This window comes from Nonomuraea sp. 3-1Str (assembly GCF_031570565.1).
In the GTDB taxonomy this organism is placed as follows: domain Bacteria; phylum Actinomycetota; class Actinomycetes; order Streptosporangiales; family Streptosporangiaceae; genus Nonomuraea.
In genome coordinates this window covers 113,443-137,280 of record NZ_JALHBK010000015.1, presented here as the reverse complement: position 1 = coordinate 137,280, position 23,838 = coordinate 113,443, and the positions used below count along the sequence as shown (strand labels likewise).

The window sequence follows — 23,838 nt, the reverse complement described above, 5'->3', positions numbered from 1 at the left end:
CACCCTTTCAGTGGAGCGCCGATGAGCAAGCAGATCGAAACGGTCCGCCGCATGGTGGCGGCGTACAACAGCGGCGAAACAGGCGACGTCGACGAGTACATTCATCCGGAATATCTGAATCCCGGCGCGCTGGAGCACCATCCCGACGCGCGCGGCCCCGAGGCGTTCGCGGGCGCGGTCAAGTGGCTGAAGTACGCCTTCTCCGAGGACGCCCACCTGGAGGAGATCGGCTACGAGGAGAACGGCGAGTGGGTGCGCGCCCGCCTCGTGCTCTACGGCCGCCACGTCGGCGACCTCGTCGGGATGCCGGCCACCGGCCGCAGGTTCTCCGGCGAGCAGATCCACCTGATCCGGATCGTGGACGGCAAGATCCGCGACCACCGCGACTGGCCCGACTACCTCGGCACGTACCGGCAGCTCGACATGCCCTGGCCCGCGAACGGCGGCTGGCGTCCCTGATGGCCGGGCCCCGTGACGACGACGCGCTGTGGACGCTGATCCGCCTCGGCAGCCTGCACACCCCGATGGCCGTGCGCGTGGCGGCCACCCTCCGCCTGGTCGACCACATCCAGGCCGGCGCCACCAGCCCCCGTGAGCTGGCCGAGCGGACCGGCACGAACCCGGACGCGCTGGCCCGGCTGGCGCGCCACCTCGTCGCGGTCGGCGTGCTGGAGGAGCCGGAGCCCGGGAGGCTGGCGCCGACGGCGGTCGGCAGGGTCCTCGCCGACGACCATCCCGCCGCCCAGCGCGCCTGGCACGACCTCGGCGAGATCGTGGCCAGGGCCGACGTCGGCTTCACCCGGCTGCTGGACGCCGTCCGCACGGGCCGGCCCACGTACGCCGACGTCTACGGCAAGCCCTTCTACGACGACCTGGCCGCGCAGCCGCACCTGCGGGAGTCGTTCGAGACGCTGATGGCCTGCGACCAGCACGTCGCCTACGACGCGCCCACCGCCGCCTACGACTGGAGCGGCGTGCGCCACGTGTGCGACGTCGGCGGCGGCACGGGCGGGTTCGTGGCGGCCATCGCGCGGGCCGCGCCGCACCTGACCGCCACGGTCGTGGAGCTGCCCGGCACCGCGCAGGCCGCGCGCGACCACCTGGCGGCCGAGGGCCTGGCGGACCGGGCCGACGTGATCGAGGGCGACTTCTTCCAGCCGCTGCCCTGCAAGGCCGACGTCATGCTGCTGTCGTTCGTGCTGCTCAACTGGCCGGACGAGGAGGCCGCGCGGATCCTCGCCCGGTGCGCCGAGTCGCTGAACCCCGGTGGCCGGATCCTCGTCCACGAGCGCGACGACCTGGCCGAGAACTGCGGCAACGAGCGGTTCACCGAGCTGGACCTGCGGATGCTCGTGTTCCTCGGCGGGCGGCTGCGCACCCGCGACGACTGGGCCGGACTGGCCGCCCGCGCCGGGCTGGTCGTGGAGTCCGTGCGCCGCCTGCCCAACCCGACGATCCCCTTCGAGCTGTCCCTGCTCGTGCTCGCGCCGGCCCAGGAGGTCTCGTGACGGCCCGTGTCATCGCCAACGGCGACGTGTCCCTGTGGAGCGAGGACTTCGGCGACCCCGCCGCCCCGCCGCTGCTGCTCGTCGCCGGCGGCAACCTGTCGGCCAAGTCCTGGCCCGACGCGTTCGTGGCGCGGCTCGCCGAGCAGGGGCACCACGTCATCCGGTACGACCACCGCGACACCGGCCGCTCCACCACGACCGACTTCCAGCGACGCCCGTACGGCTTCGACGAGCTCGTCTCCGACGCGCTGGCCGTGCTCGACGGGTGGGACGTCCCTGCCGCGCACGTCGTCGGCATGTCCCTGGGCCACACCATCGGGCAGCTGCTCGCCATCGACCACCCCGACCGGCTGCTGAGCCTCACGCTCATGCTCGGCGGCGCGCTCGACGTCGACTTCGACGCCAACATCGGGCGCGCCATGAGCGGCGGGCCGTCCGAGGACGGACTGCCGCTGCCCACGCGGCGCTTCCTGGAGGTCATCACCCTGATGTCGCAGCCGGTGGACGGGCCCGAGGCCGAGCTGGAGCGGCGGGTGGAGAAGTGGCGGCTGCTCAACGGTGAGGACCAGCCGTTCGACGCCGACGAGTTCCGTCGCCTGGAGCTGCGCGCCATCGCGCACGCGGGCGCCTTCCAGGAGCCGATCAACCACCACATGATCCCGCAGCCGCCGGTCTCGCGGGCCGCGGGGCTGGCCGGGGTGAGCGTGCCCACGCTGGCGATCCAGGCGATGCGCGACCCCGCCGCGCCGCCGCCGCACGCCCGGCACGTCGCCGACCTCATCCCCGGGGCGCAGGTCGTGGAGCTGGCCGGGATGGGACACGCGCTCACCTCGGCCGTCCACGAGCCGCTGGCCGCCGCGATCTGCTCGCACACCCTCCGTACGCCCCGTCGCGTCACGACCTGAGGAGCACCACGATGCCGACCACGCCGCAGACCACAGCCCCGACCCCGGTGTCGACCCCGGCTCCAGCGTCGAGCCACGCGCCGGACCCGCGGCCGGCCTCAGAGCCGGTCGCCGCGTCCGCGCCGGAGTCCTCGACCGTGACCCCCAGCGAGCTCGGCCGTCACCTGCTCACGATCCGCGGCTTCCACTTCGTCCTGGGCTCGTTGGGCGACCCGTACGCCCGGCTCCTGCGCGGCGAGGGCGACGACGCGGCGGCGCTGGGCGACGAGATCAGGGGCAAGGGCCCCCTCTACCGCAGCGACCTCGGCACGTGGGTGGTGGCCGGCGGTGAGGCGGCCGCCGAGCTGCTGCGCGACCCCCGCCTCGACGTCCGCCACCCGGGCGGTGACCGGGAGCATCTGGGCGAGAACCTGTGGGAGACCTGGCGCACCTGCCACGTCACGCCGATGGACGGCGCCCTGCTGACGCTGCCGCTGGCCGACTACCGGCGGCTCGACCGGGTCAACCGGCCCGTGCTGGGCCCGGTGGTGGCCGGGGCGTGGCGCGAGGACGTCCGGCGGGCCGCCGACCGGATCGCGGGCGGGCTCGGCGAGGCGTTCGACCTGGCCGGCGACCTGGTCGGGCCCGCGGTCGCCGAATCCCTGACCCGCGTCCTCGGCCTGTCCCCGCAGGCCGGTGTGGTCGGTGCCGCCGGGCGGGAGGTGGCGGACTTGCTGCCGAGGCTGGGCGTCGCGCTGGACGCCGTGCTGTGCCCGCCGCGGCTGCCCGTCGCCCACGACCTGGAGCAGGCCGTCGCCCGCGCCCGGGAGCTCGTCCGGGACCTCGTGGCGGAGCGCGCGGCCGAGCCGGGGGACGACGCGGTGAGCGCGATGCTCGCCACCGGCCTGGGCCCGGCCGACGTGGCGGCGGTCTGCCTGCTGCACCTGGTGGCCGGAGCGGAGATCGCGGCGGCCGTCGCCGCCGACACGTTCGTGGCGCTGCTCGACCACCCCGGCCAGTGGGCGGCCGTGTGCCGGTCGCCGGAGCTCGCCGCGGACGCCGTCGAGGAGACGGTGCGCTGGTCGCCGCCGGTGCGGCTGGTCAGCAGGATCGCGCAGGAGCCGATCGCCCTGCACGGCCAGGAGATCGACGCCGACGGCCACGTCGTGATCGTCGTGGACGCCGCCAACCGCGACCTCGCCGGGCTCCCGGACCCGGACCGCTACGACCTCGCCCACGCGGGGGCGCCCCGCCTCTCCCTGACCGGCGGCGGATACGAGGAGCTGGTCGCGCCGCTGGCCCGCGTGGTCGCCACCGAGATCGTCCGTGTCGCCGCCACCCGGTGGCCCGGCCTGCGCGCGGACGGCGCCGTCGTGCGCCGCATGCGCTCGCCCGTCGTACGGGCCGTGGTCAGGCTCCCCCTGTGCCGGTGAACTTCCCGTGCTGTCCGGAGACGTGCGCCGGTGAACGACCTGTGCCGTCCGGAGACCTGTGTCGTAAGGAGATTCGACGATGCGCGTGCTGGTCACGTCCTTCGCCATGGACGCCCACTTCAACGGCATGGTGCCGCTGGCCTGGGCGCTGCGCACCGCGGGGCACGAGGTCCGGGTGGCCAGCCAGCCCGCGCTGACCCCGAGCATCGCCCGGGCCGGGCTCACCGCCGTGCCCGTGGGCGACGACCATCAGGTGGAGCGGGCGATGGCCGCCGCCGCTCCCGGCGTGTTCACCCTGCACCAGAACCCCGACTACCTGGAGGGCCGGCCGGAGCTGCTCGACCTGGACTTCCTGGAGAGCTCCACCACCATGCTCACGGCGATGTTCTACGCCCAGATCAACAACGACTCGATGGTCGACGAGATGGTGGCCTTCGCCCGCTGGTGGCGGCCCGACCTCGTGATCTGGGAGCCCTTCACGTTCGCCGGGGCCGTCGCCGCCCACGTCACGGGCGCCGCGCACGCCCGCCTGCTGTGGGGGCCCGACCTGTTCCTCCAGGTGTACCAGCGCTTCCAGCGGCTCCTCGCGCCGCTGCCCGCCGACCGCAGGGACGACGCGGTGCGCGACTGGCTGACCTGGACGCTCGGCCGCTTCGGAGCCGAGTTCGCCCCCGAGGTGGTCACCGGGCAGTGGACCATCGACCAGATGCCCCCGAGCGTGCGCTTCGAGCTGGACCAGCCGCTCGTGCCGATGCGCTACATCCCCTACAACGGGCCGCTGCCCGCGGTGGTGCCGCCGTGGACGAGGATCGACCCGTACCGGCCGCGGGTGTGCGTCACCCAGGGCATGACCGAGCGCACGACCGGCTTCTCCGGGCTGGACGCGGTCGCCGAGCTGCTGGAGTCGGTCGCCGAGCTGGACGTCGAGGTGATCGCGACCGTCAAGGCCGGCGAGCGGATGCGGCCGCTGCCCGGCAACGTCCGCGTGGTGGACAGCGTTCCGCTGCACGTGGTCCTGCCGACGTGCGACGCGGTCGTGCACCACGGCGGCGCGGGCACGTGGGCCGGCGCGGCGCTGTACGGGGTCCCGCAGCTCGCCCTCGCCTGGCAGTGGGACGACGTGTTCCGCGCGCTGCGCCTGGAGAAGCTCGGCGCCGGCATGTACCTCCCTCCGGGCCCCGCCCGCCGGCCGGGAGCGGTGCGGGACGGCCTGGCCCACCTGCTGGGCGACGCGTCGTTCCGCGACGGCGCGGCCCGGATCCGGGAGGAGATGCTCGACTGTCCCACTCCCAACGAGGTCGTGCCGACGCTGGAGGACCTGACCGCGGCGCACCGCGGCGTCCTGTCCGGCCCGGTGGCCGCGCGCCGATGAGCCGGGCGTACCCCGATCGGGCGGTCGGCGAGGAGGAGTTCCGCCGCGCGCTGGCCGGGCACGCGGCGGGGGTGGTGGTGGTCACCGCCTCGGTCGGGGGAGTCCCGGTCGGGGTGACGGCCACCTCCTTCTCCTCGGTCAGCCTGCGCCCGCCGCTCGTGTCGTTCTACATCGGCCGGTCCTCCTCCACCTGGCCGTGGCTGCGCGAGGCCGGTCGCTTCGCGGTCAACGTCCTGGCCGGGGACCAGGGGGAGACCGCGGCCCGCTTCGCCCGTGCCCGCGCCGACCGGTTCGCGCCGCCGACCCGGTGGAGCGCGGACGAGTTCGGCACGCCCCTGCTGGACGGCGTCACGGCCCATTTGACCTGCACCCCGTACCGGACCGACGACATCGGCGACCACATCCTGGTCGTCGGCCTGGTGACCGGCACGTGGATCGACGAGAAGGGTTGCCCGCTGCTCTACCACCAGGGACGCTTCGGGCGGTTCGTCCCGTGACCCCGGCCCGGGCCGTGGCGCCCGCCGGGCCGTGACACCGCGAGGCGCGCCCCGGCCGCGGCGGGGAGTCCTAGCAGATCCAGCCGGACTTGCGGGCGATGCGGATCGCGTCGATGCGGTTGCGGGCCTTCAGCTTGCTCACCACGACCGTCAGATAGTTGCGCACGGTCCCCGGCGACAGGAAGAGCGCGCTCGCGATCTCCTTGATCTCGTCGCCCTCCGCGGCGAGCTGGAGCACCTCCAGCTCGCGGTCGGTGAGCGGGCATGCGGTGGAGCCCCACGCGACCAGCGCGAGATCCGCGTCGAAGACCCGGTAGCCCGCCGCCACCCGCCGGACGGCGTCGGCGAGCTGCTCGGGCGGCGAGGTCTTCAGCATCAGGCCGCCCACGCCCGCCGAGAGCGCCTGGCGCACGGTGGCCGGCCGGGCCAGGCTGCTGAGCAGCAGGGTGTCGCAGCCGGGCAGGGTCTCCTTGAGCTCCACGGCCGCCGCGAACCGGTCCTTCCAGCACAGGTCGGCGTCGATGACCGCGACGTGGGGCGCACCGCTCCGCGCGGTGGCCAGGATCTGCCTGCCGTCGGACACGGCGCCCACCACCTGGATGTCCGCCTCCTGATTGAGCAGGGCGACCAGCGCGCCGCGCACCATGTCCATGTCCTCGGCGATGACGACGCGGATCGTCCCGTTTCCCGGCTCGGTGGAGGAGACCCGAGCGGGGAACGCCGCCTTCACTGGGGGAGATTGTCGTGACGGAACCGGGGCCGGATCGCCCTGGCCAGCGTCCGCAAGGTCGCGGCCAGCACGGATCTGGTCTGCTCCGGCTCGATGACCTCGTCCACGGACAGCCTTTCGGCCGGCAGGTGCGAGGCCATCACCTCGCGCTCGTAGCCCGCCACGAGGTCCGGGCGGACCCCCGGATTCTCGCGCAACTCACGCCGGTAGACGATGTCGACCGCTCCTTCCGCGCCCATCACTGCCATCTGCGCCCTCGGCCAGCAGAACACGGCGTCCGCTCCCAACGACTTGGAATTCATGACGATGTACGCGCCGCCGAACGCCTTGCGCAGCACCACGGTCAGCCGCGGCACGGTCGCCTCGGAGAACGCGTAAAGAAGTTTCGCGCCCTTGCGTATCACCCCATTTGTTTCCTGTTTGGTTCCGGGCAGAAAACCCGGGGTGTCCACCAGGGTCACCAACGGCAATCCGAACGCGTCGCAGAGCCGGACGAAACGCGCCCCTTTCTCGGAGGCGGAGATGTCCAGAACCCCCGCGAGAGCCATCGGCTGGTTCGCCACCACGCCGACCGGGCGGCCCTCGATCCGCGCGAATCCGATGACCAGGTTGCGCGCGAAACGCGGCTGGAGCTCGAGAAAACTGTCGGAGTCCACGATTCCCGTTATCACTTGCCGGACGTCATAGGGGGTGCGGGGGCTGTCCGGGAGCCGGGGCATCGGGCCCGCGGGCGCCGGGACGCCCATCGGTACCTCGTCCCAGCACGAGTCGGGCAGGTAGGACAGGACGCGGCGGGCCAGGTCCATGGCCTCCGCGGGGCCGGCGGCCACCAGGTGGGCCACGCCGGAGCGGCGGGTGTGCACCTCGCTGCCGCCGAGGTCGGCCGGGCTGACGTCCTCGAAGGTGACGGCCTTGACCACCTGGGGGCCGGTCAGGAACATGTGGGCGTTCTCGCGCAGCATGATGATCACATCGGTGAGCGCCGGGGAGTAGACCGCGCCGCCGGCGCACGCCCCGAGGATGAGGCTGAGCTGGGGGACCCGGCCGGAGAGCTGCACGTTGGCGCGGAAGATGGCGCCATAGCCGTCGAGGGCCGCCAGGCCCTCCTGGATGCGGGCGCCCCCCGAGTCGAGCAGCCCGACCACCGGCATCCTGGCGCGCTCCGCCTGCCGGAGGACCGCCTCGATCTTGGCGGCGTGCATCTCGCCCAGCGAGCCGCCGAGCGCGGAGGGGTCCTGGGCGAACACGCCGATCGGCCGGCCGTCGATCGTGGCGTGCCCGGTCACGACGCCGTCGCCGGCGGGCCGTCTGGCGTGCATGCCGAAGGCCGTGACCCTGTGCCGAGCCTGGCTGCCGAACTCCACGAAGGAGTCGGGGTCGGTCAGCGTGTCGATGCGGTGCCGGACGTCCGCGGGCCGGGTCCGCGACACCAAGGAGGACGAGGAAAGCGGAGGTCCAGTCATTGTCACTCCATTGTCTCGGTCGTTCCTTCTTTCCTGCCACACACGAAAGAAGACGATTCAACATTGAATCGTCCTCAGCTTTCTCTGATAGGCTAAATATGCCCTGTGTCCTTTGTCAACCCCATCCGGTAACGCGCAAGTGCTACGATGTAAGTGATCGCTTACTTAACGTGTGCAGCGCCTCATCGAAAATATCTGCGATGAGGCGCTGGAATGAGGGGCGGCGACCGCCGGTCAGTGCGCGTTCTTGTTCCGGTACAGGCGGACGGCGAGCGGCGCGAACACGACGGTGATGATCAGCGAGGTGATCAGCGCCCACATCACGTCCCAGAACCCGGCCGTGCCGTGCATGAGGGTCCGGGACGCGGTCGCCGCGTGGCTCATCGGGTTGATCCGCACCAGCACCTGCATCCACGACGGCATGGTCTCCGGCTGCACGAAGATGTTGCTCATGAACAGCAGCGGATAGATCACGATCATGCTGGTGCCGGAGACCCGCTCGGGGACGCTCGCCACCACGCCGATCGCGGCGAAGATCCAGCTCACGCTGAAGGCGAACACGATCAGCACGGCCATGGCCGCGAGCACGCCGAGGATGCCGCCGCCCGGCCGGAAGCCGAGCGCCAGGCCCAGCCCGATGGTCATGGTCAGCGCGATCACGTAGCGCAGCACGTCGCCGACGAGGTTGCCGGCGATGGCGGCGGGCTGCCAGAACGGCAGCGTGCGGAAACGGTCGAAGACGCCCTTGTTGATGTCGGTGTTGATGGCGGTGCCGGTGTAGACCGTCATGAGGATCACGCTCTGCACCGCGATGCCCGGCAGGAAGAACTGCAGGTAGCGGCCGGGGGAGCCGGCGAAGGCGCCGCCGAACAGGTAGGTGAACAGCAGCAGGAAGATCGCCGGCAGCAGGATGATGTCGATGAGCTGGGCGGGGAAGTGCTTGAACGCCATCAGCCCGCGCCACAGATGGGTGGTCGTCGCGGCCAGCGCGCTCGCCTTCGGCGGCCGGTCATGCGTGGACACGGCCGAGATCACCCGGTCGTCCACGCGTTCGATCGACGAGGTCATGCGGCATCCTCCTCATCGGCCGCGGCGGCGGACTGGTCGTCGGCCTTGTGGCCGGTGAGCGTCAGGAAGACCTCGTCGAGGCTCGGCCGGGTCATGGAGAACTCCGCCGGCTCGACGGCGGCGCCGGTCAGCGCGCTCAGCGCCTGGACCACCCGGGAGCTGTCCTCCACCCGGGCCGACAGCTCGGCGTGGTCGCCCTCCATGTGCACGGGGACGCCCAGCTCGCGCACGAGCAACTCCTCCGCCTTGCCCCGTAGGCCGGGGTCGCGCAGCCGGACGTGCAGGGCGACCTGGCCGACCGAGGCCTTGAGCTCGTCGGTGGTGCCCTCGGCGATGACCTTGCCCTGGTCGACGACCGCGATGCGGTCGGCCAGCTCGTCGGCCTCGTCGAGGTACTGGGTGGTGAGCAGGATCGTGGTGCCGCCGGCCAGCAGCGCCCGGACGATCTCCCACACCTGGTTGCGGCTGCGCGGGTCGAGACCGGTGGTGGGCTCGTCCAGGAAGATCAGGTCAGGGGTGACGACGATGCTGGCCGCGATGTCCAGCCGCCGCCGCATGCCGCCGGAGTACGTGCTGACCAGCCGCCCCGCCGCGTGGACCAGGCCGAAGGCGTCCAGCAGCTCGGTGGCCCGCTCCCTGGCCTTCGGCCAGGAGTAGCCCTGGAGCCTGCCCATCAGGACGAGGTTCTCCATCCCGGTCAGCGCGTCGTCCACCGAGGCGTACTGCCCCGTCACGCTGATGCGGCGGCGCACCGCGTCGGACTCGCGCACCACGTCGTGGCCGAACACCGTGGCCTTGCCCCCGTCGGGGCGCAGCAGCGTGGCCAGCATACGGATCAGCGTCGACTTCCCGGCGCCGTTCGGCCCGAGGACGCTGTAGACGATCCCGGGGGGCACGCGCAGATCGATCCCGTCGACGGCCTTCGTCTGCCCGTACATTTTCCGCAGATCGGAAGTCTCTATCGCGAGTGTGGGTGGAGAGCTCATCGTGGGCTCCCGTCGTTCCCGCCGTTTTTCCTCATGGCCAGGACGATAACCAGCAGCGCGGTCATCTCCTGACCGCATTGGCCGCGGAGCGGGAAATTGTCCAGCCGTTCTCAGTGATTACTTGATTCGCGCCTCGGACCATGAAATTCCGCACGAGTCAAGGAGACCCCAGTGATGGAACCGGACGTTGACGTGGTGATCGTCGGTGGCGCGCTCGGCGGGCTGTCCACGGCGATGTTCCTCGCCCGGCGCGGCGTGCGCGTGCTGCTGGCCGAGCGGCACGAGGGCACCTCGATCTACCCCAAGGCGGCCGGCCAGAACCCGCGCACCATGGAGCTGCTGCGCGTCGGCGGCATAGCCGGCGAGGTCATGGCGGCCACCGACATCCGCGGCCGGCAGGGCGACTTCACCGTCAAGGTGGCCGAGACCGTGGGCGGCCGGACGCTGCGCACCTTCGCCGAGAGCTTCGAGGAGCTGGTGGGCGCCACCGAGGACTGCACGCCCATGCCGTGGGCCCTGGCCTCCCAGGACCGGGTCGAGCCGATCATGCTGGCTCAGGCGGAGAAGCACGGCGCCGACATCCGCTTCGGCACGGAGCTGACGGACTTCGCCCAGGACGACGACGGCGTCACGGTACGCCTGCGCACCGTGGCGAGCGGCGCGGAGACCACGGTCCGCGGCCGCTACCTCGTGGCGGCCGACGGCCCGCGCAGCGAGGTCCGGGAACGGCTCGGCATCCCGCGGCACGGCCACGGCTCCCTGGCCCACTTCGTCGGCATCATCTTCGAGGCCGACCTGTCCGCGGTGCTGCCCCCCGGCTCCACCGGCTGGTACTACCTGCAGAACCCCGCCTTCACCGGCACGTTCGGCCCGACCGACCGCCCGGACCGGCACACCTTCTACGTCCGGTACGACCCGGAGCGCGGCGAGCGCCCCGAGGACTTCCCGCCGCGGCGCTGCGAGGAGCTCATCCGCCTGGCGGTGAACGCGCCGGACCTGCGGCTGCGGCTGCTCGACGTGCAGACGTGGGAGATGGCCGCCTACATCGCCGACCGCTGGCGCGACGGCCGGATCCTGCTCGTGGGGGACGCGGCCAAGGTCACCCCGCCGACCGGCGGGATGGGCGGCAACACCGCCATAGGCGACGGGTTCGACGTGGCGTGGAAGCTCGCCGCCGTGGTGGCCGGCGAGGCGGGGGAGGGCCTGCTGGACAGCTACGGCCTCGAACGCGCGCAGGTCGCCTGGCTGGTGGTGGACGAGTCGCTCGGCATCTACGCCGAGCGCATGGCCCCGCACCTGGCCGGCGTCCTGCCGCGCGGGCGCGGGACCGCCGAGGTGCTCATGGGGTTCCGCTACCGCTCCGGCGCGGTGGTCGCCGAGGACGACGACCCGGAGCCGGTCGAGAACCCGTTGCGTCCCACGGGCCGCCCCGGCTTCCGCGCCCCGCACGTCTGGGTGGAGCGCGACGGAGCCCGCGTGTCCACGATCGAGCTGTACGGGGACGGCTGGGTGCTGATCGCCGGGCCCGAGGGCGGCGCGTGGGCCTCGGCCGCCGCCGGGGCCGCCCGCGACCTCGGCGTCCGCCTGGACGTCCACACGCTGGGTCGCGACCTGCGTGATCCCACGGGCCGGCTGATGAGCGCCTACGGGCTCGGCCCGGCCGGCGCCAGCCTGGTCCGCCCCGACGGCGTGGTCGCCTGGCGGGCGGAAGGCGAGCCCGCGGAAGGCCGGCCCGCGGAAGGCGAGCCCGCGGAAGCCGGGCGGGCGGGAGTGACGCCGGGCGGGCCGGCGGGCCACGACGCCGCCTTCCGCGCCGTCCTGGACCAGGTGCTGGCCAGGGTGCCGGCGAGGAGCGCCCATGCCTGAGCCGGTCACCGCGCCGTCACCAGGGAACCGGCGGAACCGGCTGGACCGGCGGAACCGGCTGGACCGACGGGACGGGCTGCGCCGGCGGGACCGGCTGGGCCGGCGAGGACGGCGTCACCGCCCGGCCGAGCCTGCCGGACAGCTCCCGGACGTACTCCCTCAGCTCGGGCGGCTCGTGCACCTCGAACTCGACGTCGAACATGCCGATGGTCAGGGCCAGCCACTGCAGCGAGTCGGCCGCGGTGCGCAGCATGCAGGTCCGGTCGTCCACGACCGTCAGGACGCCGTCGCTCGGCCGGATGCGCTCGGCGATCACCGAGACCGGGGCGTGCAGGGTGACCAGCGCGCGGTGGCGGGCCAGCGACGAGGTGATGGCCTCGGTGACGTAGGCGGCGACGTCCTCCGAGGGCAGCTCGCGCGGCTTGAAGCGCTCGCCCGTCGCGTACGGCGAGGACAGCCGGTCCACGCGGAACGTGCGCCAGTCCTCCCGCTTGAGGTCCCAGCACATCAGGTACCACTTCCTGGTGACGTACACCAGCCGGTACGGCTCGACGTGCCGGTTGCTCTCGGCGCCCTCGCGCGTGCTGTAGCCGAAGCGGAGCCGCTCGCGGTCGCGGCACGCCTGGGCGAGCACGGTGAGGAACTCGGGGTCGACGGTCGGGCCCGTCGCGACGACGGGGACCGTGTAGGTCTGCAGGGCGTTCACCCGCCTGCGCAGGTGGCCGGGCAGCACCTGCTCCAGCTTGGCCAGCGCGCGCACGGAGGTCTCCTCGATGTCGGCGACCGTGCCGCCGGCCGCCGTGCGCAGGCTGATCGCGATCGCGACCGCCTCCTCCCCGTCGAGCAGCAGCGGCGGCAGGGCGGTGCCCGCCTCCAGCCGGTAACCGCCGTGCGCCCCTGGCGTGGCGTGCACCGGGTAGCCGAGCTCGCGGAGCCGGTCGATGTCCCTGCGCAGGGTGCGCGGGCTTATCTCCAGCCGCTCGGACAGCTCGGGACCCGACCAGTTCCGGCAGTTCTGCAGCAACGACAGCAGGCGGAGCATGCGCAACGGCGTGTTGGCCATGCCCGCATCGTGTCATGCGACGCGGCCACCTTATGGCCGCATTGTCAAATCATGTCAAGGAGTCCGAGGAGAGATATGGACCTTTTCCATCGGCACGAATGGCGACCCTTAATGCCTTTCCTGGACGACCACGTGGAGAAAGGACGCATTCCGTGAAGGGGCTCGTGCTGGCCGGGGGGTCCGGCACCAGACTGCGCCCGATCACCCACACCTCCGCCAAACAGCTCGTCCCCGTGGCCAACAAACCCGTCCTCTTCTACTGCCTGGAGGCCGTCGCCGCCGCCGGCGTCACCGAGATCGGCATCATCGTGGGGGAGACCCACGCCGAGATCGAGGCGGCCGTCGGCGACGGCTCGCGCTTCGGCGTCGAGGTGACCTACCTCCACCAGCACGCGCCGCTCGGGCTGGCCCACGCGGTGCTCATCGCCCGCGACTACCTGGGCGACGACGACTTCGTCATGTACCTGGGGGACAACTTCCTCCTCGGCGGCATCGGCGACATCGTCGGCCGGTTCACCCGTAACCGGCCGTCGGCGCAGATCATGCTCACCAGGGTCGGCGACCCCCGGCAGTTCGGCGTCGCCGAGCTCGACGGCTCGGGCCGGGTGATCGGCCTGGAGGAGAAGCCGCGCGAGCCGAAGAGCGACCTGGCGCTGGTCGGCGTCTACCTGTTCACCCCCGACATCCACGAGGTCGTGGCCGACCTCAAGCCGTCGGCGCGCGGCGAGCTGGAGATCAGCGACGCGATCCAGCGGCTCATCGACGACGGGCGGCGGGTCGAGTCGCTGGTCGTCTCCGGCTACTGGAAGGACACCGGCAACGTCACCGACATGCTGGAGGTCAACCGGCTGGTGCTGGAGTCGCTGGAGGCCCGCACGGACGGGCGGGTGGACGGGGACAGCGAGCTGATCGGCCGCGTCGTCATCGAGGACGGGGCCGTGGTGGAGCGCTCGCGGGTCCTCGGCCCGGCCATCATCGGCGCGGGCTCGCTGGTGTCGGGCAGCTATGTCGGACCGTTCACCTCGATCTCCCACGACTGCGCGATCGTGGACAGCGAGATCGAGTACTCGATCGTGCTGCCGCGCTCGTCGATCACCGGCGTGTCGAGGGTCGAGGGGTCCCTGATCGGCCACGACGTGCAGGTGACGCCCGCGTCCGGCGCCCCGCGGGCGCACCGCCTCGTGCTCGGCGACCACAGCAGAGTCCGGATGAGCTCATGACGTTCTCCCGGGTCCTGGTCGCCGGCGGCGCCGGGTTCATCGGCTCGGCGTTCGCCCGGACGGCGGCCGGTGACGGCGCCGAGGTGACGGTCCTCGACAAGCTGACCTACGCGGGCAACCCCGCCAACCTGGCGGGCGTGCCGCACACGTTCGTGCGCGGCGACATCTGCGACGCCGCGCTGCTGGCCGCGGTCGTGCCCGGCCACGACCTGGTCGTCAACTTCGCCGCCGAGTCGCACGTGGACCGCTCGATCGCGGACGCGGGGGAGTTCGCGCGCACCAACGTGCTGGGCGCGCAGAGGCTCCTCCAGGCGTGCCTGGACGCGCGCACGCCCCGGGTGGTGCACGTCTCCACCGACGAGGTGTACGGCTCGATCGAGACCGGCTCCTGGGACGAGGGCGCCCCGCTCGCGCCCCGCTCGCCGTACGCGGCCTCGAAGGCGGGCGGCGACCTGATGGCCCGCGCCTACGCCGTCACCCACGGCCTGCCCGTCTGCGTCACCCGGTGCGGCAACAACTACGGCCCCCGCCAGTACCCCGAGAAGGTCGTCCCGCTGTTCGTCACCCGGCTGCTGAGCGGGGGCAAGGTCCCCCTGTACGGCGACGGCGGCAACGTCCGCGACTGGATCCACGTGGACGACCACTGCGCGGCCGTCCGGCTGGTGGCCGAGGCCGGCGAGCCCGGCGAGGTGTACCACGTCGCCGGGACGGCCGAGCTGACCAACCGGGAGCTGACCGGGCGGCTGCTGGCCGCCTGCGGCGCCGGCTGGGACAGGGTCGAGTTCGTGGCGGACCGCAAGGGTCACGACCGGCGCTACTCCCTCGACGACACCAGGCTCAGGTCGCTGGGCTTCGCCCCGAAGATCGACTTCGAGACGGGGCTGGCGGAGACCGTCCGCTGGTACGCCGCCCACCCCGGCTGGTGGTCCTGATCTCCCCTTCCCCCCACACCGATGAGGAGTTCCGTGGACGACAACACCCGCACCGCCCCCGGCCCGTGGCCGGAGCCCGTGACCGTCGACAAGGCCGACCCGCGCTACCCGGACCTGGTGGGCCGGGGGGTCAACGCCCGCTTCCCCGCCGCTCCGGCCGCGATCGGCCTGCCCGCCACGGCCGGCCAGGTGGTCCGGCTGGTCCAGGACGCCGTGGACACGGGCCGGCGGCTGGCCGTACGCAGCGGAGGGCACTGCTTCGAGTCGCTCGTCGACCACGCCGAGGTGGACGTGGTGATCGACCTGTCGGAGATGAAGGCCGTCGGCTTCGACCCGGAGACGCGGGCCTTCGCCGTCGAGCCGGGCGCGAGCCTGGGCGCCCTGTACCGGACGCTCTTCCTCGGCTGGGGCCTCACCGTCCCGGCCGGCCGCTGCCCGGAGATCGGCTTGGGCGGCCACGTGCCCGGCGGCGGCGGCGGCGCGCTGTCCCGCCGGTACGGCCTGTCCGTGGACCACCTCTACGGCGTGCAGGTCGTGGTCGCGGACGGCTCCGGCCGGGCCCGGCTCGTGACCGCGACCAGGGAGCCTGGCGACCCGAACCGGGACCTGTGGTGGGCGCACACCGGCGGCGGCGCCGGCGCCTTCGGGATCGTCACCCGCTACCTGTTCCGCTCCGAGGAGGCCGAGGGGCGCAGGGTGCTCCCGCCGGCGCCGGCCGCCGTCACGAAGAAGACCGTCCGCTGGTCGTGGGACGACCTCGACGAGACCCGCTTCGTTGCGCTGGTCCGCGCGTTCGGCCGGTGGCACGAGCGCAACAGCGCCCCCGGCGACCCGGGCGCCCAGCTCGACAACAGCCTCACCCTGCCCCGGGCCGGCGGGGGCGAGATCACCCTGGAGACGGCCGTGGACGCCGGCCGCCCGGACGCCGCCGAGCAGGCCGACGCCCTCATCGCCGAGGTCTGCCGGGCCGCCGGGACGACGCCCGAGGTGGCGGCCGACACGCGGCCCTTCCTGGCGGCCACTCTCGTGCCCGACGAGTTCGCCGGGGTGAAGGGCCGGTTCAAGTCCAAGGCGGCGTTCCTGCGCGCCTGCTGGGACGAGGACGCCGTCGCGCGGCTGTACCGCCGGCTCACCGACCGGTCCGGCTACCACCACCCGGCCGCGGCGTTCTACCTGCTCTCCCACGGCGGCGCGATCAACGCGGTGGGGGAGGGGGAGACGGCCATGGCCCATCGCGACGCCGTGCTCAAGGCGTACGGGTCGGTGTTCTGGTGGGACGAGCGCGAGGACGACGTCCACCTGGGCTGGATCCGCGAGACCTACCACGAGCTGTTCGCCGACGCCGGCGGCGTGCCCGACCCGGGCCGCGGGTACGGCGGCGCGTTCGTCAACTACGCCGACGCCGACTTCACCGACCCTGAGCTGAACCGCAGCGGGGTCCCGTGGCACCGCCTGTACTTCCGCGGCAACTACGCGCGGCTGCAGGAGGTCAAGGGCCGCTGGGACCCGCGCGAGGTGTTCCGGCACGCGCTGTCGGTGCGCCCGCCCGGCGCGTAGCGGACGGCAGCGCGTAGCGGACGGCAGGACGCCGGGCGGCCCGCTGCCGCCCGGCGTCCCGGCCCCGAGAAGGCCCTGAGTGAGAAGGCCCTGAGGTCAGAGGATGCGCACGCTCGGCACGTACACGATCCACCGGCCGCCCTGCGCGGTGAACTCCGCCTCCCTGGCCACGATCTCCTCGGTGTGGTTCCAGGCGAACAGCACCGCGTAGTCCGGGTACGGCCGGCCGAACTCCGCCGCGGACCGGATCGGGATGTGCGAGCCCGGCATCAGCCGGCCGATCTTGGCGGGCGTCGTGTCGTAGACGCAGGGCAGCAGGTCCGCGCCGATGCCCGCGTAGTTGAGCACCGTGGCGCTCTTGGCCGTCGCCCCGTAGCCGGCCACGCGGGCCCCGCGGTCACGCAGGTCGCGCAGCAGCGCGACGAGGTCCTCGCAGATCCGGTCGATGCCGGCGCCGAGCCCCTTCAGCGTGTCGAGGTCGTGCAGCCCGCGCCGGGCCTCCTCGGAGATCAGCGCCTCCACCTCGGGCGCGGGCGGCCTGGCCCCGGCGCGGGCGATGGTGTAGCGCACCTCCCCGCCGTGCACCGGCAGCCGCTTCACGCCGACCAGCTCGAAGCCGAACCGCCGCGCCACGTCCCGCACCGACGTCGCGGTGAACAGGTAGAAGTGCTCGTCGTAGATCTGGTCGAAGGTGTGGCGCTCGACGATGTCGCCAAGGTACGGGTCCTCGAACACGAACACCCCGTCCGGCGCGAGCAGGACGTCGACGCCGCGGAAGACCGAGTCGAGGTAGGGGATGTGGCAGATCGTGTTGGCCGCGTAGATGACGTCCGCGCGGCCCTCCTCGGCGGCGATCTGCGCCGCGGTCGACTCCTCGAAGAAGTCGGTCCGCACCCGCACGCCGTCCTTCCTGGCCAGCTCGGCGACGCCGCCGGACGGCTCGACCCCGAGGTGGCGCACCCCCGCGTCCTTGACCACGCCGAGCATGACGCCGTCGTTCGACCCGATCTCCACGCAGAACGGGTCGGGACCGGTCAGCTCGGCGGCGAGCAGGTCGCGCGCGGTCTGGGCGAAGTGCTCGCGCATGCGCTGCGAGCCCGAGGAGTGGTACGGGTAGTCGTAGTTGAACATCCGCTCCCGGGGCACCTCCTCCAGGAGCTGCACCATGGAGCACGACGCGCACGCTCCCACGGCGAGCTGGAAGTAGTACGCGCCGGCGACATCCTCCTCGGCGCGGAAGTCGTCGGACAGCGGCTGCCTGCCGAAGTCGAAGAACTTCCTGACCTGGCCACCACAGATACGGCATCTGGTCACATCGGGCTCTTTCTACTCGGCGAAGATGGCGACCGCGCGGGCCCAGCCCGCCCCGGCGCCGGTGATCTTGATGGGGAAGCACGCGACCTGGAAGCCGTACGGCCGCTCCAGCGCGTCCAGGTTGGCCAGCCGTTCGATCTGGCAGTACTCCCGGCTGCGGCCGATGACGTGCGCCGGCCACAGCACGGAGCGGTCGCCGCCGGCCCGGTAGCGGGCGATCACGTCCCCGAATGGCGCGTCCAGGCTGAACGCGTCGGTCCCGATGACCCGCACCCCGTGGTCCAGCAGGAGATGGACGCCGGGACCGTCCAGCCCGGTGAACTCGGTGAAGTAGCGGGGGGTGCCCGCCCACGCCGACGCGCCGGTGTTCAGCAGCACGATGTCGCCCGGCGCCGGCCGCCGCCCCGCCCGCTCCATGGCCTTCTCCAGCTCGGCCACGCCGGCCACCGACGTCTCGCAGCCGGTCAGGTCGAGCAGCAGCCCCGGGCCGTAGAACCACTCCAGCGGCAGCTCGTGGACGTCGCGCGGCCTGCCGTCGCCGTAGGCCGCGCGCGACCCGTAGTGGGAGGGGGCGTCCACGTGCGTGCCCGTGTGCGAGGTGAGCTTGATCCGGTCGAGCGACAGGAACTCCCCGTCGGGCAGCTCGGCCGGGTCGAAGTGCACGCCGAAGTGCTCCTTCATCTCCTCGGCCATGTGCGCGGCCCCCTCCGCGGGGGTGAGGATCTCGTGCTCGACCGGATCCGGTTCCCACGCCGCCGCGTCCACCGCGCTGCTGATGTCGACCAACCGCACCGATGCCTCCCTGCCGCCTGTCCCGCCGCTCATCAGCGGCCCGTCCCGCGGACCAGCGGGATCGTCGTCTACGAGCACACCGGCGGACCCTGGAGGGCGGTTGGAGCGCGGGTGGACCAAACGGGCCGAAGCGCTTCTCCAGTGACGTTGAGGTGACGATCAGCACGCTGGCCTCAGCGGTCCACCCGACGAGAACGGTCCACCCGACGAGCCACGGAGCGACCATGTCAGCTGATCTGCGAACACCGGTGTCCGCCGAGGGGCGGCGCCTGCTCGAACTCCTGCGCCCCTACCTGCCCATCCTCGAGGCGGAGGCGGCGGCGAACGACCGCGCGGCCACCCTGCCCGCGCACGTCTTCGCCCGGATGCGCAAGGACGGCATCATGGGCGCCACCGTACCCGGTGAGCTCGGCGGGGTCGGGGTCACGCGGATGCACGACGTCGCCGTGGCGCTGCGCGAGCTGGCCCAGGCCGACGCGGGCGTGGCCCTCGCCCTGCACATGCAGCTCAGCCGGGGCCTGACGATGACCTACGAGTGGAAGCACGGCGCCCCGAACGCCCGGCGGCTGGCCGGTGACATGCTGCGCCAGATGGCCGCCGGCGAGGCCGTGCTCTGCGGCGCGGTCAAGGACACCAAGCAGGTGACGACCCTCACCAGGGCGGACGACGGCACGTACCGGCTGACCGGCCGCAAGACGCTGGTCAGCATGGCCCAGATCGCCACCCACTTCGTGATCTCCGCCCAGCTCCACGAGAAGGGCCGGCCGGTACGGCTGGCGGCGCCCGTGGTCCCGCGGCACAGCCCCGGCATGACCGTCGAGGACAACTGGGACGGCATGGGGATGCGCTCCTCCGGCAGCGTGGACATCGTCTTCCGCGACTGTCCCGTACCGGAGGAGAACGTGCTGCCGCGCGGGCTGCTCGACGAGCCCAGCGACGCCGCCCTGGCCGGCCAGACCGTGTCCTCGATCACCATGCTCGGCATCTACGTGGGCCTCGCCGAGGCCGCCCGCGATCTGGCGGTGGCCGCCGTGCGCAGGCGCGGCCAGGCCCAGGCGGGCGTGCGGACGCTGCTCGCCGAGGTCGACGCCCGCCTGTACGCGCTGCGCTGCGCCGTCACGGACGCGCTGGGCGAGGCCGACCGGCTGGCCGAGGACCACAGCGGCGACCCCGGCGAGCGCGGGCGTGCCATGATGACCCCGTTCCAGTACGCCAAGCTCCTGGTGAACCAGCACGCGGTGGCCGTCGTGGACGACTGCATGACCGTGGTCGGCGGAGCCGCCTACACGGGCTCGCACCCGCTGTCGCGTCTGTACCGGGACGTCCGGGCAGGAGGTTTCATGCACCCCTACAACCACGCCGACGCGGTCGACTACCTGAGCGGCCAGGCGCTGCGGTGAAGGCCCGCGAGCTGGCCGTCGCCGGCGCCTACGAGTTCGTCCCGGAGATCTTCCCCGACGAGCGGGGGCTGTTCGTCTCGCCGTTCCAGCAGGCCGCCTTCGAGGCGGCGGTCGGCCACCCGCTCTTCCCCGTCCACCAGACCAACCACAGCCGCTCGCGGCGCGGCGTCGTGCGCGGCATCCACTACACCGTCACCCCGCCGGGCACCGCCAAGTACGTCTACTGCCCGCAGGGGCGCTCGCTGGACATCATCGTGGACGTCAGGACCGGCTCGCCGACCTACGGCCGGTGGGAGGCGGTGCTGCTCGACCCCCGGGACTTCCGCTGCATGTACTTCCCGGTGGGCGTGGGCCACGCGTTCGTCGCCCTGGAGGACGACACCGTGATGTCCTACATGCTCTCCCAGGCGTACACGCCCGAGCACGAGCTGGCGCTGTCGGCCCTGGACCCGGCGCTCGGCCTGCCCATCCCCGAGGAGCTGGGGGAGCCGGTCGTCTCGCCCCGGGACCGGGCGGCGCCGACGCTGGAGGAGGCGAGGAAGGCGGGGCTGCTGCCGGACTACGCGGCCTCACGGGCGGTGGAGCGGGCGCTGTGGTCCGGTCGGTGAACGGGGAGGGGGCGCCCGGCCGGGTGGTGGTCCTCGGCGGCTCGGGCAGCGTCGGCAGGCAGGTGTGCGAGACCTTCGCCGCCCGGGGCTGGGAGGTGCTCGCGGTGGCCCGCCGGTGGGCCCCGCACCTGGAGCCGTACCCGTTCGCGCCCCTGGACGTCACCGCGACGGAGCCGCGGCGCGTCGCCGAGCTGCTCTCGCGCGCCCGCGCCGTCGTCAACGCGGCCGGCGGGTGGGGCGACACCACCGAGGAGATGACGTACTCGCACATCAGGCTGGTGGACCGGCTGCTGGAGGGGCTCGCGTCGGCCTCCGGCCGGCCGCGGCTGGTGCACGTGGGATCGGTGCACGAGTACGGTCCGGTGCCGTACGGCACGCTGCTCACCGAGGACGTCGACCCCGCGCCCGTCACCCCGTACGCGCGGGCCAAGCTGGCCACCTCCCGGGCGGTCCTGTCGGCGGCGCGGGAGCACGGGATCGACGCGGTGGTCCTGCGGGCGGCCAACATGTCCGGTCCGTACCCGCCGCAGGAGAGCTTCCTCGCCGCCCTGGTGGCGCGCATCCACCGGGCCCTGGAGACCGGCGACACGCTGGAGCTGAGCGTCGCCGACGCGCGGCGGGACTTCGTCGACGTGCGCGACGTCGCCGACGCCGTCGAGCGGGCGGCCAGGGCGCCGGTGGGCGGCCAGGTGATCAACATCGGCCGGGGGGAGGCCCTGCCGATCGGGTCCCTGGTCGAGTGGCTGATCGAGGCCGCGGCCTTCCCCCACGACCGGATCAAGCACCTCGACCAGGAGGTGCGCAGCAAGGGCGGGGACTGGACCCGGCTCGACATCCGGCGCGCCCGCGAGCGCCTGGGGTGGCGGCCGCGCATCGCGCCGCGCGAGTCGATCCGGGCCATGTGGCTGGCCTCGGCGGAAACGGCCTGAGCCGCCCCCGCCGGGCCCGGTCACGGGTCACGGGGTCACCCCGTGGCTCACACGTCCAGCACCGAGCGCAGGGCGGAGATCACCTTGTCCTGCGTCTCGGCGGGCAGCGACGGGTACATGGGCAGCGAGAAGATCTCGCCGGCCAGGCGCTCCGTCACCGGCAGCGACCCCTCGCCGTAGCCGAGGTGGGCGAAGCCGGTCATGGTGTGCACCGGCCACCGGTAGCTGACGTTCAGGTGGATGTCGTAGGCGCCGAGCGCCTCGATGATCCGGTCCCGCTCCGGGTGCCGGACGACGTAGACGTAGTGGACGTGGTCGTTGCCCTCGGCGAGCGAGGGCAGCGCCAGCTCCGGGATGCCGCCCAGTCCCTCCTCGTAGCGCCGGGCGACCTCACGCCGCCCGGCGATGTAGGCGTCCAGCCGCCGGAGCTTCCTGCGCAGGATCTCGGCCTGCACCTCGTCGAGCCTGCTGTTGTGGCCGGGCGTCCTGACGACGTAGTACTGCTGCTCCATGCCGTAGTACCGCAGCCGGCGCAGGTTCGCGTCCACCTCCGGGTCCCGGGTCACGGTGGCGCCTCCGTCGCCGTACGCGCCCAGCACCTTGGTCGGGTAGAAGGAGAAGGCCGCCGCGTGGCCCATGGTGCCGGCCGGCGCGCCGTGATGACGGGCGCCGTGGGCCTGCGCGCAGTCCTCCAGCACCCGCAGCCCGTGCCGCTCGGCCAGCTCCAGCACGGGGCGCATCTCGACGCACTGGCCGTACAGGTGGACGGGGAGCAGGCAGCGGGTACGCGAGGTGATCGCCGCTTCGAGCTGCCGGGTGTCCATGAGGTAATCCTCGGCCCTGACGTCCACGAACACCGGCGTGGCGCCCACCGCGTCGATCGCCACCACCGTGGGCGCCGCCGTGTTGGACACGGTGACCACCTCGTCGCCGGGGCCGATCCCGAGCGCCTGCAGACCGAGCACGATGGCGTTGGTGCCGTTGTCGACGCCGACGCAATGGGGCAGGCCGTGGTAGGCGGCGAACTCCCGCTCGAACGCCTCCACGCTCTTGCCGAGCACGAGCTGGCCGGACTCGAAAACGGTCTCCACCGCGTCCAGGATGTCGGCGCGCTCCTCGTGATACTCCTGCAGATAGTTCCACACATAGGTTGACATGGGGCTCTCCTTATCCGGCGATCCTGACCAGGTCGAGCTTCGGGTCCGAGCGCAAGATGGCCTGCTGGAGGTGCTGGAGGCGGGCCGACGGCTCGACTCCCAGCTCGCTCACCAGCGTGGTGCGCAGCTTGATGAAGTTCTCCAGGGCCTGGCTCTTACGGCCGGACCGGTGCAACGCGATCATGAACTGGGCCCAGAAGTTCTCGTGCATCGGATACCGGGCGGTCAGCGCGGACAGCTCGGCCAGCAGTCCGACGTGCCGGTTGAGCCTGAGGTCGGTCTCGATGCGCGCCTCCAGCACGCCGAGCCGGCTCTCCTCCAGCCGCGCGACCTCGACCCCGATCCGCAGCCCCGCGTGCACGTCGACGAGGGCCTCGCCGCGCCACATGCCCAGGGCCTCGCGGAAGAACTCGGAGGCCGCCTCCCACCGGCCGGCCTCGAAGGCCTGCTTGCCGGCGCCGGAGAGGTGTTCGTACCGGTGGACGTCCACGTCACCCGGGTCGATGTCGAGCAGGTATCCGCCGTAGCAGGTCCGCAGGACGGTCTTCGCCGCGTCCGTGCGGTTGGCGCCGAGCGCCGCGGCGATCCCCCGGCGGACCTGGAGGATGTAGGTCTGCAGGGTGGACAGCGCGCTCGTGGGCGGGTGCATCCCCCACAGCTCCTCGACGAAGGACGACACCGTGACCACGGTGCCGGCGTGCAGCGCCAGCAGCGAGAAGACCTGCCGGGGCTTGCGTGGGATGGGGGTGATCGACATCCCGTTCTGGTACGCGACGAGTGGTCCTAACAGCTTGACTTCCATTGGGAGAACGTCCCCCTTAACGTGCTCTCGGAAATTCGGTCACGATCTGGCGGGACTTCTCTCGCCTCGACCCGCCGGGTGGGACTTCACCATTCTGACCACGTTAAGGACATATCCTCCACAAAAGCGTGTATCCGACATATCGGCACATGAAGATCTCACGAAAGACGCGTGGAAGTTTCACGTTCGATGGGCCTTCTTCGGGTGAGGGATAGGGGGCGGTCTCTGTCCTCTTCGCCCCCGGTCGGACCGCGTGG

The 23,838-nt window shown here is 72.5% G+C and carries 22 protein-coding genes; 13 read left to right on the top strand and 9 right to left on the bottom strand.

What is annotated here, in order from left to right; all coding sequences use genetic code 11:
* Nucleotides 1–21 precede the first annotated feature (21 nt).
* The 6 genes from MTP10_RS24120 (at nucleotide 22) to MTP10_RS24095 (ending at nucleotide 5,694) form a co-directional block, all read left to right on the top strand.
* The gene (locus MTP10_RS24120; RefSeq protein WP_310711877.1) at nucleotides 22–459 is read left to right on the top strand and encodes an ester cyclase; all 438 of its coding nucleotides are present in this window, start codon (nucleotides 22–24) and stop codon (nucleotides 457–459) included.
* A complete protein-coding gene (locus MTP10_RS24115; protein ID WP_310711876.1) occupies nucleotides 459–1,508 on the top strand; it encodes a methyltransferase in 1,050 nt (349 codons plus the stop codon). The genes MTP10_RS24120 and MTP10_RS24115 overlap by 1 nt, the downstream gene beginning before the upstream one ends.
* Complete coding sequence (locus tag MTP10_RS24110) at nucleotides 1,505–2,413, top strand: alpha/beta fold hydrolase (protein WP_310711875.1); 909 nt, start codon at nucleotides 1,505–1,507, stop codon at nucleotides 2,411–2,413. Before MTP10_RS24115 ends, MTP10_RS24110 begins: the two co-directional genes overlap by 4 nt.
* Nucleotides 2,414–2,550: 137 nt before the next feature.
* Nucleotides 2,551–3,825 carry a P450-derived glycosyltransferase activator gene (locus MTP10_RS24105; protein WP_310711874.1) on the top strand — a complete coding sequence of 425 codons (1,275 nt, stop codon included), beginning with the start codon at nucleotides 2,551–2,553 and terminating at the stop codon, nucleotides 3,823–3,825.
* Between the two features lie 79 nt (nucleotides 3,826–3,904).
* Nucleotides 3,905–5,197 carry an activator-dependent family glycosyltransferase gene (locus tag MTP10_RS24100; protein WP_310711872.1) on the top strand — a complete coding sequence of 431 codons (1,293 nt, stop codon included), beginning with the start codon at nucleotides 3,905–3,907 and terminating at the stop codon, nucleotides 5,195–5,197.
* A complete protein-coding gene (locus MTP10_RS24095) occupies nucleotides 5,194–5,694 on the top strand; it encodes a flavin reductase family protein (protein WP_310711871.1) in 501 nt (166 codons plus the stop codon). Before MTP10_RS24100 ends, MTP10_RS24095 begins: the two co-directional genes overlap by 4 nt.
* 70 nt (nucleotides 5,695–5,764) lie before the next feature.
* On the opposite strand, the gene MTP10_RS24090 is transcribed toward MTP10_RS24095, so the two are convergent.
* The 4 genes from MTP10_RS24090 to MTP10_RS24075 form a co-directional block, all read right to left on the bottom strand.
* Entirely contained in the window at nucleotides 5,765–6,424 is a 660-nt protein-coding gene (locus MTP10_RS24090) for a response regulator transcription factor (RefSeq protein ID WP_310711870.1), read from the bottom strand.
* Entirely contained in the window at nucleotides 6,421–7,887 is a 1,467-nt protein-coding gene (locus tag MTP10_RS24085) for an acyl-CoA carboxylase subunit beta (protein WP_310711869.1), read from the bottom strand. Before MTP10_RS24085 ends, MTP10_RS24090 begins: the two co-directional genes overlap by 4 nt.
* Before the next feature lie 234 nt (nucleotides 7,888–8,121).
* Nucleotides 8,122–8,955, bottom strand: a complete 834-nt coding sequence (locus tag MTP10_RS24080) for an ABC transporter permease (RefSeq protein WP_310711868.1) — start codon at nucleotides 8,953–8,955, stop codon at nucleotides 8,122–8,124.
* Complete coding sequence (locus MTP10_RS24075; protein WP_310711867.1) at nucleotides 8,952–9,893, bottom strand: ATP-binding cassette domain-containing protein; 942 nt, start codon at nucleotides 9,891–9,893, stop codon at nucleotides 8,952–8,954. Before MTP10_RS24075 ends, MTP10_RS24080 begins: the two co-directional genes overlap by 4 nt.
* A 222-nt stretch (nucleotides 9,894–10,115) precedes the next feature.
* On the opposite strand from MTP10_RS24075, the gene rdmE reads away from it, so the two are divergent.
* Nucleotides 10,116–11,807: an aklavinone 12-hydroxylase RdmE gene (rdmE, locus tag MTP10_RS24070; RefSeq protein ID WP_310711866.1), complete on the top strand. Its 1,692-nt coding sequence runs from the start codon at nucleotides 10,116–10,118 to the stop codon at nucleotides 11,805–11,807.
* Nucleotides 11,808–11,823: 16 nt separating this feature from the next.
* Here rdmE and MTP10_RS24065 read toward each other — a convergent pair whose 3' ends face one another.
* Nucleotides 11,824–12,870 (bottom strand): YafY family protein, encoded by a 1,047-nt coding sequence (locus MTP10_RS24065; RefSeq protein WP_310711865.1) that lies wholly within the window; start codon nucleotides 12,868–12,870, stop codon nucleotides 11,824–11,826.
* 152 nt (nucleotides 12,871–13,022) lie between these two features.
* Here MTP10_RS24065 and MTP10_RS24060 point away from each other — a divergent pair, with 152 nt between their 5' ends.
* Genes MTP10_RS24060 through MTP10_RS24050 form a run of 3 tightly spaced genes read left to right on the top strand, consistent with a single transcriptional unit; the run spans nucleotide 13,023 to nucleotide 16,579 of the window.
* A complete protein-coding gene (locus MTP10_RS24060) occupies nucleotides 13,023–14,090 on the top strand; it encodes a glucose-1-phosphate thymidylyltransferase (RefSeq protein WP_310711864.1) in 1,068 nt (355 codons plus the stop codon).
* Nucleotides 14,087–15,022, top strand: coding sequence for a dTDP-glucose 4,6-dehydratase (rfbB, locus tag MTP10_RS24055; RefSeq protein WP_310711863.1), 936 nt, complete (start codon nucleotides 14,087–14,089; stop codon nucleotides 15,020–15,022). The genes MTP10_RS24060 and rfbB overlap by 4 nt, the downstream gene beginning before the upstream one ends.
* 33 nt (nucleotides 15,023–15,055) lie before the next feature.
* Nucleotides 15,056–16,579: an FAD-binding oxidoreductase gene (locus tag MTP10_RS24050; RefSeq protein ID WP_310711862.1), complete on the top strand. Its 1,524-nt coding sequence runs from the start codon at nucleotides 15,056–15,058 to the stop codon at nucleotides 16,577–16,579.
* Nucleotides 16,580–16,675: 96 nt separating this feature from the next.
* Here MTP10_RS24050 and MTP10_RS24045 read toward each other — a convergent pair whose 3' ends face one another.
* Both MTP10_RS24045 and MTP10_RS24040 read right to left on the bottom strand, forming a co-directional pair.
* Nucleotides 16,676–17,893, bottom strand: a complete 1,218-nt coding sequence (locus tag MTP10_RS24045) for a class I SAM-dependent methyltransferase (protein WP_310711861.1) — start codon at nucleotides 17,891–17,893, stop codon at nucleotides 16,676–16,678.
* Nucleotides 17,894–17,905: 12 nt separating this feature from the next.
* The gene (locus MTP10_RS24040) at nucleotides 17,906–18,685 is read right to left on the bottom strand and encodes a cyclase family protein (RefSeq protein ID WP_310711860.1); all 780 of its coding nucleotides are present in this window, start codon (nucleotides 18,683–18,685) and stop codon (nucleotides 17,906–17,908) included.
* 224 nt (nucleotides 18,686–18,909) lie between these two features.
* Between MTP10_RS24040 and MTP10_RS24035 the strand changes: the two genes are divergently transcribed.
* The 3 genes from MTP10_RS24035 to MTP10_RS24025 are packed head-to-tail and all read left to right on the top strand — an operon-like array spanning nucleotide 18,910 to nucleotide 21,622.
* Nucleotides 18,910–20,085, top strand: coding sequence for an acyl-CoA dehydrogenase family protein (locus tag MTP10_RS24035; protein ID WP_310711859.1), 1,176 nt, complete (start codon nucleotides 18,910–18,912; stop codon nucleotides 20,083–20,085).
* The gene (locus MTP10_RS24030) at nucleotides 20,082–20,693 is read left to right on the top strand and encodes a dTDP-4-dehydrorhamnose 3,5-epimerase family protein (protein ID WP_310711858.1); all 612 of its coding nucleotides are present in this window, start codon (nucleotides 20,082–20,084) and stop codon (nucleotides 20,691–20,693) included. The genes MTP10_RS24035 and MTP10_RS24030 overlap by 4 nt, the downstream gene beginning before the upstream one ends.
* Complete coding sequence (locus MTP10_RS24025) at nucleotides 20,678–21,622, top strand: NAD-dependent epimerase/dehydratase family protein (RefSeq protein ID WP_310711857.1); 945 nt, start codon at nucleotides 20,678–20,680, stop codon at nucleotides 21,620–21,622. Before MTP10_RS24030 ends, MTP10_RS24025 begins: the two co-directional genes overlap by 16 nt.
* Before the next feature lie 47 nt (nucleotides 21,623–21,669).
* Here the strand turns inward: MTP10_RS24025 and MTP10_RS24020 are convergent, their stop codons facing one another.
* On the bottom strand, nucleotides 21,670–22,779 hold the full coding sequence (locus tag MTP10_RS24020; RefSeq protein ID WP_310711856.1) for a DegT/DnrJ/EryC1/StrS family aminotransferase: 1,110 nt from the start codon (nucleotides 22,777–22,779) through the stop codon (nucleotides 21,670–21,672).
* Nucleotides 22,780–22,789: 10 nt separating this feature from the next.
* Nucleotides 22,790–23,581, bottom strand: a complete 792-nt coding sequence (locus MTP10_RS24015; protein ID WP_310711855.1) for an AfsR/SARP family transcriptional regulator — start codon at nucleotides 23,579–23,581, stop codon at nucleotides 22,790–22,792.
* Nucleotides 23,582–23,838: the final 257 nt, after the last annotated feature.

Excerpts from the sequence above, each read along its gene's own strand:
- MTP10_RS24120 (WP_310711877.1), top strand. The coding sequence starts at position 22 with ATGAGCAAGCAGATCGAAACGGTCCGCCGCATGGTGGCGGCGTACAAC.
- MTP10_RS24115 (WP_310711876.1), top strand. The coding sequence starts at position 459 with ATGGCCGGGCCCCGTGACGACGACGCGCTGTGGACGCTGATCCGCCTC.
- MTP10_RS24100 (WP_310711872.1), top strand. The coding sequence starts at position 3,905 with ATGCGCGTGCTGGTCACGTCCTTCGCCATGGACGCCCACTTCAACGGC.
- MTP10_RS24095 (WP_310711871.1), top strand. The coding sequence starts at position 5,194 with ATGAGCCGGGCGTACCCCGATCGGGCGGTCGGCGAGGAGGAGTTCCGC.
- MTP10_RS24085 (WP_310711869.1), bottom strand. The coding sequence starts at position 7,887 with ATGACTGGACCTCCGCTTTCCTCGTCCTCCTTGGTGTCGCGGACCCGG.
- MTP10_RS24080 (WP_310711868.1), bottom strand. The coding sequence starts at position 8,955 with ATGACCTCGTCGATCGAACGCGTGGACGACCGGGTGATCTCGGCCGTG.
- MTP10_RS24075 (WP_310711867.1), bottom strand. The coding sequence starts at position 9,893 with ATGTACGGGCAGACGAAGGCCGTCGACGGGATCGATCTGCGCGTGCCC.
- rdmE (WP_310711866.1), top strand. The coding sequence starts at position 10,116 with ATGGAACCGGACGTTGACGTGGTGATCGTCGGTGGCGCGCTCGGCGGG.
- MTP10_RS24065 (WP_310711865.1), bottom strand. The coding sequence starts at position 12,870 with ATGGCCAACACGCCGTTGCGCATGCTCCGCCTGCTGTCGTTGCTGCAG.
- rfbB (WP_310711863.1), top strand. The coding sequence starts at position 14,087 with ATGACGTTCTCCCGGGTCCTGGTCGCCGGCGGCGCCGGGTTCATCGGC.
- MTP10_RS24035 (WP_310711859.1), top strand. The coding sequence starts at position 18,910 with ATGTCAGCTGATCTGCGAACACCGGTGTCCGCCGAGGGGCGGCGCCTG.
- MTP10_RS24020 (WP_310711856.1), bottom strand. The coding sequence starts at position 22,779 with ATGTCAACCTATGTGTGGAACTATCTGCAGGAGTATCACGAGGAGCGC.
- MTP10_RS24015 (WP_310711855.1), bottom strand. The coding sequence starts at position 23,581 with ATGGAAGTCAAGCTGTTAGGACCACTCGTCGCGTACCAGAACGGGATG.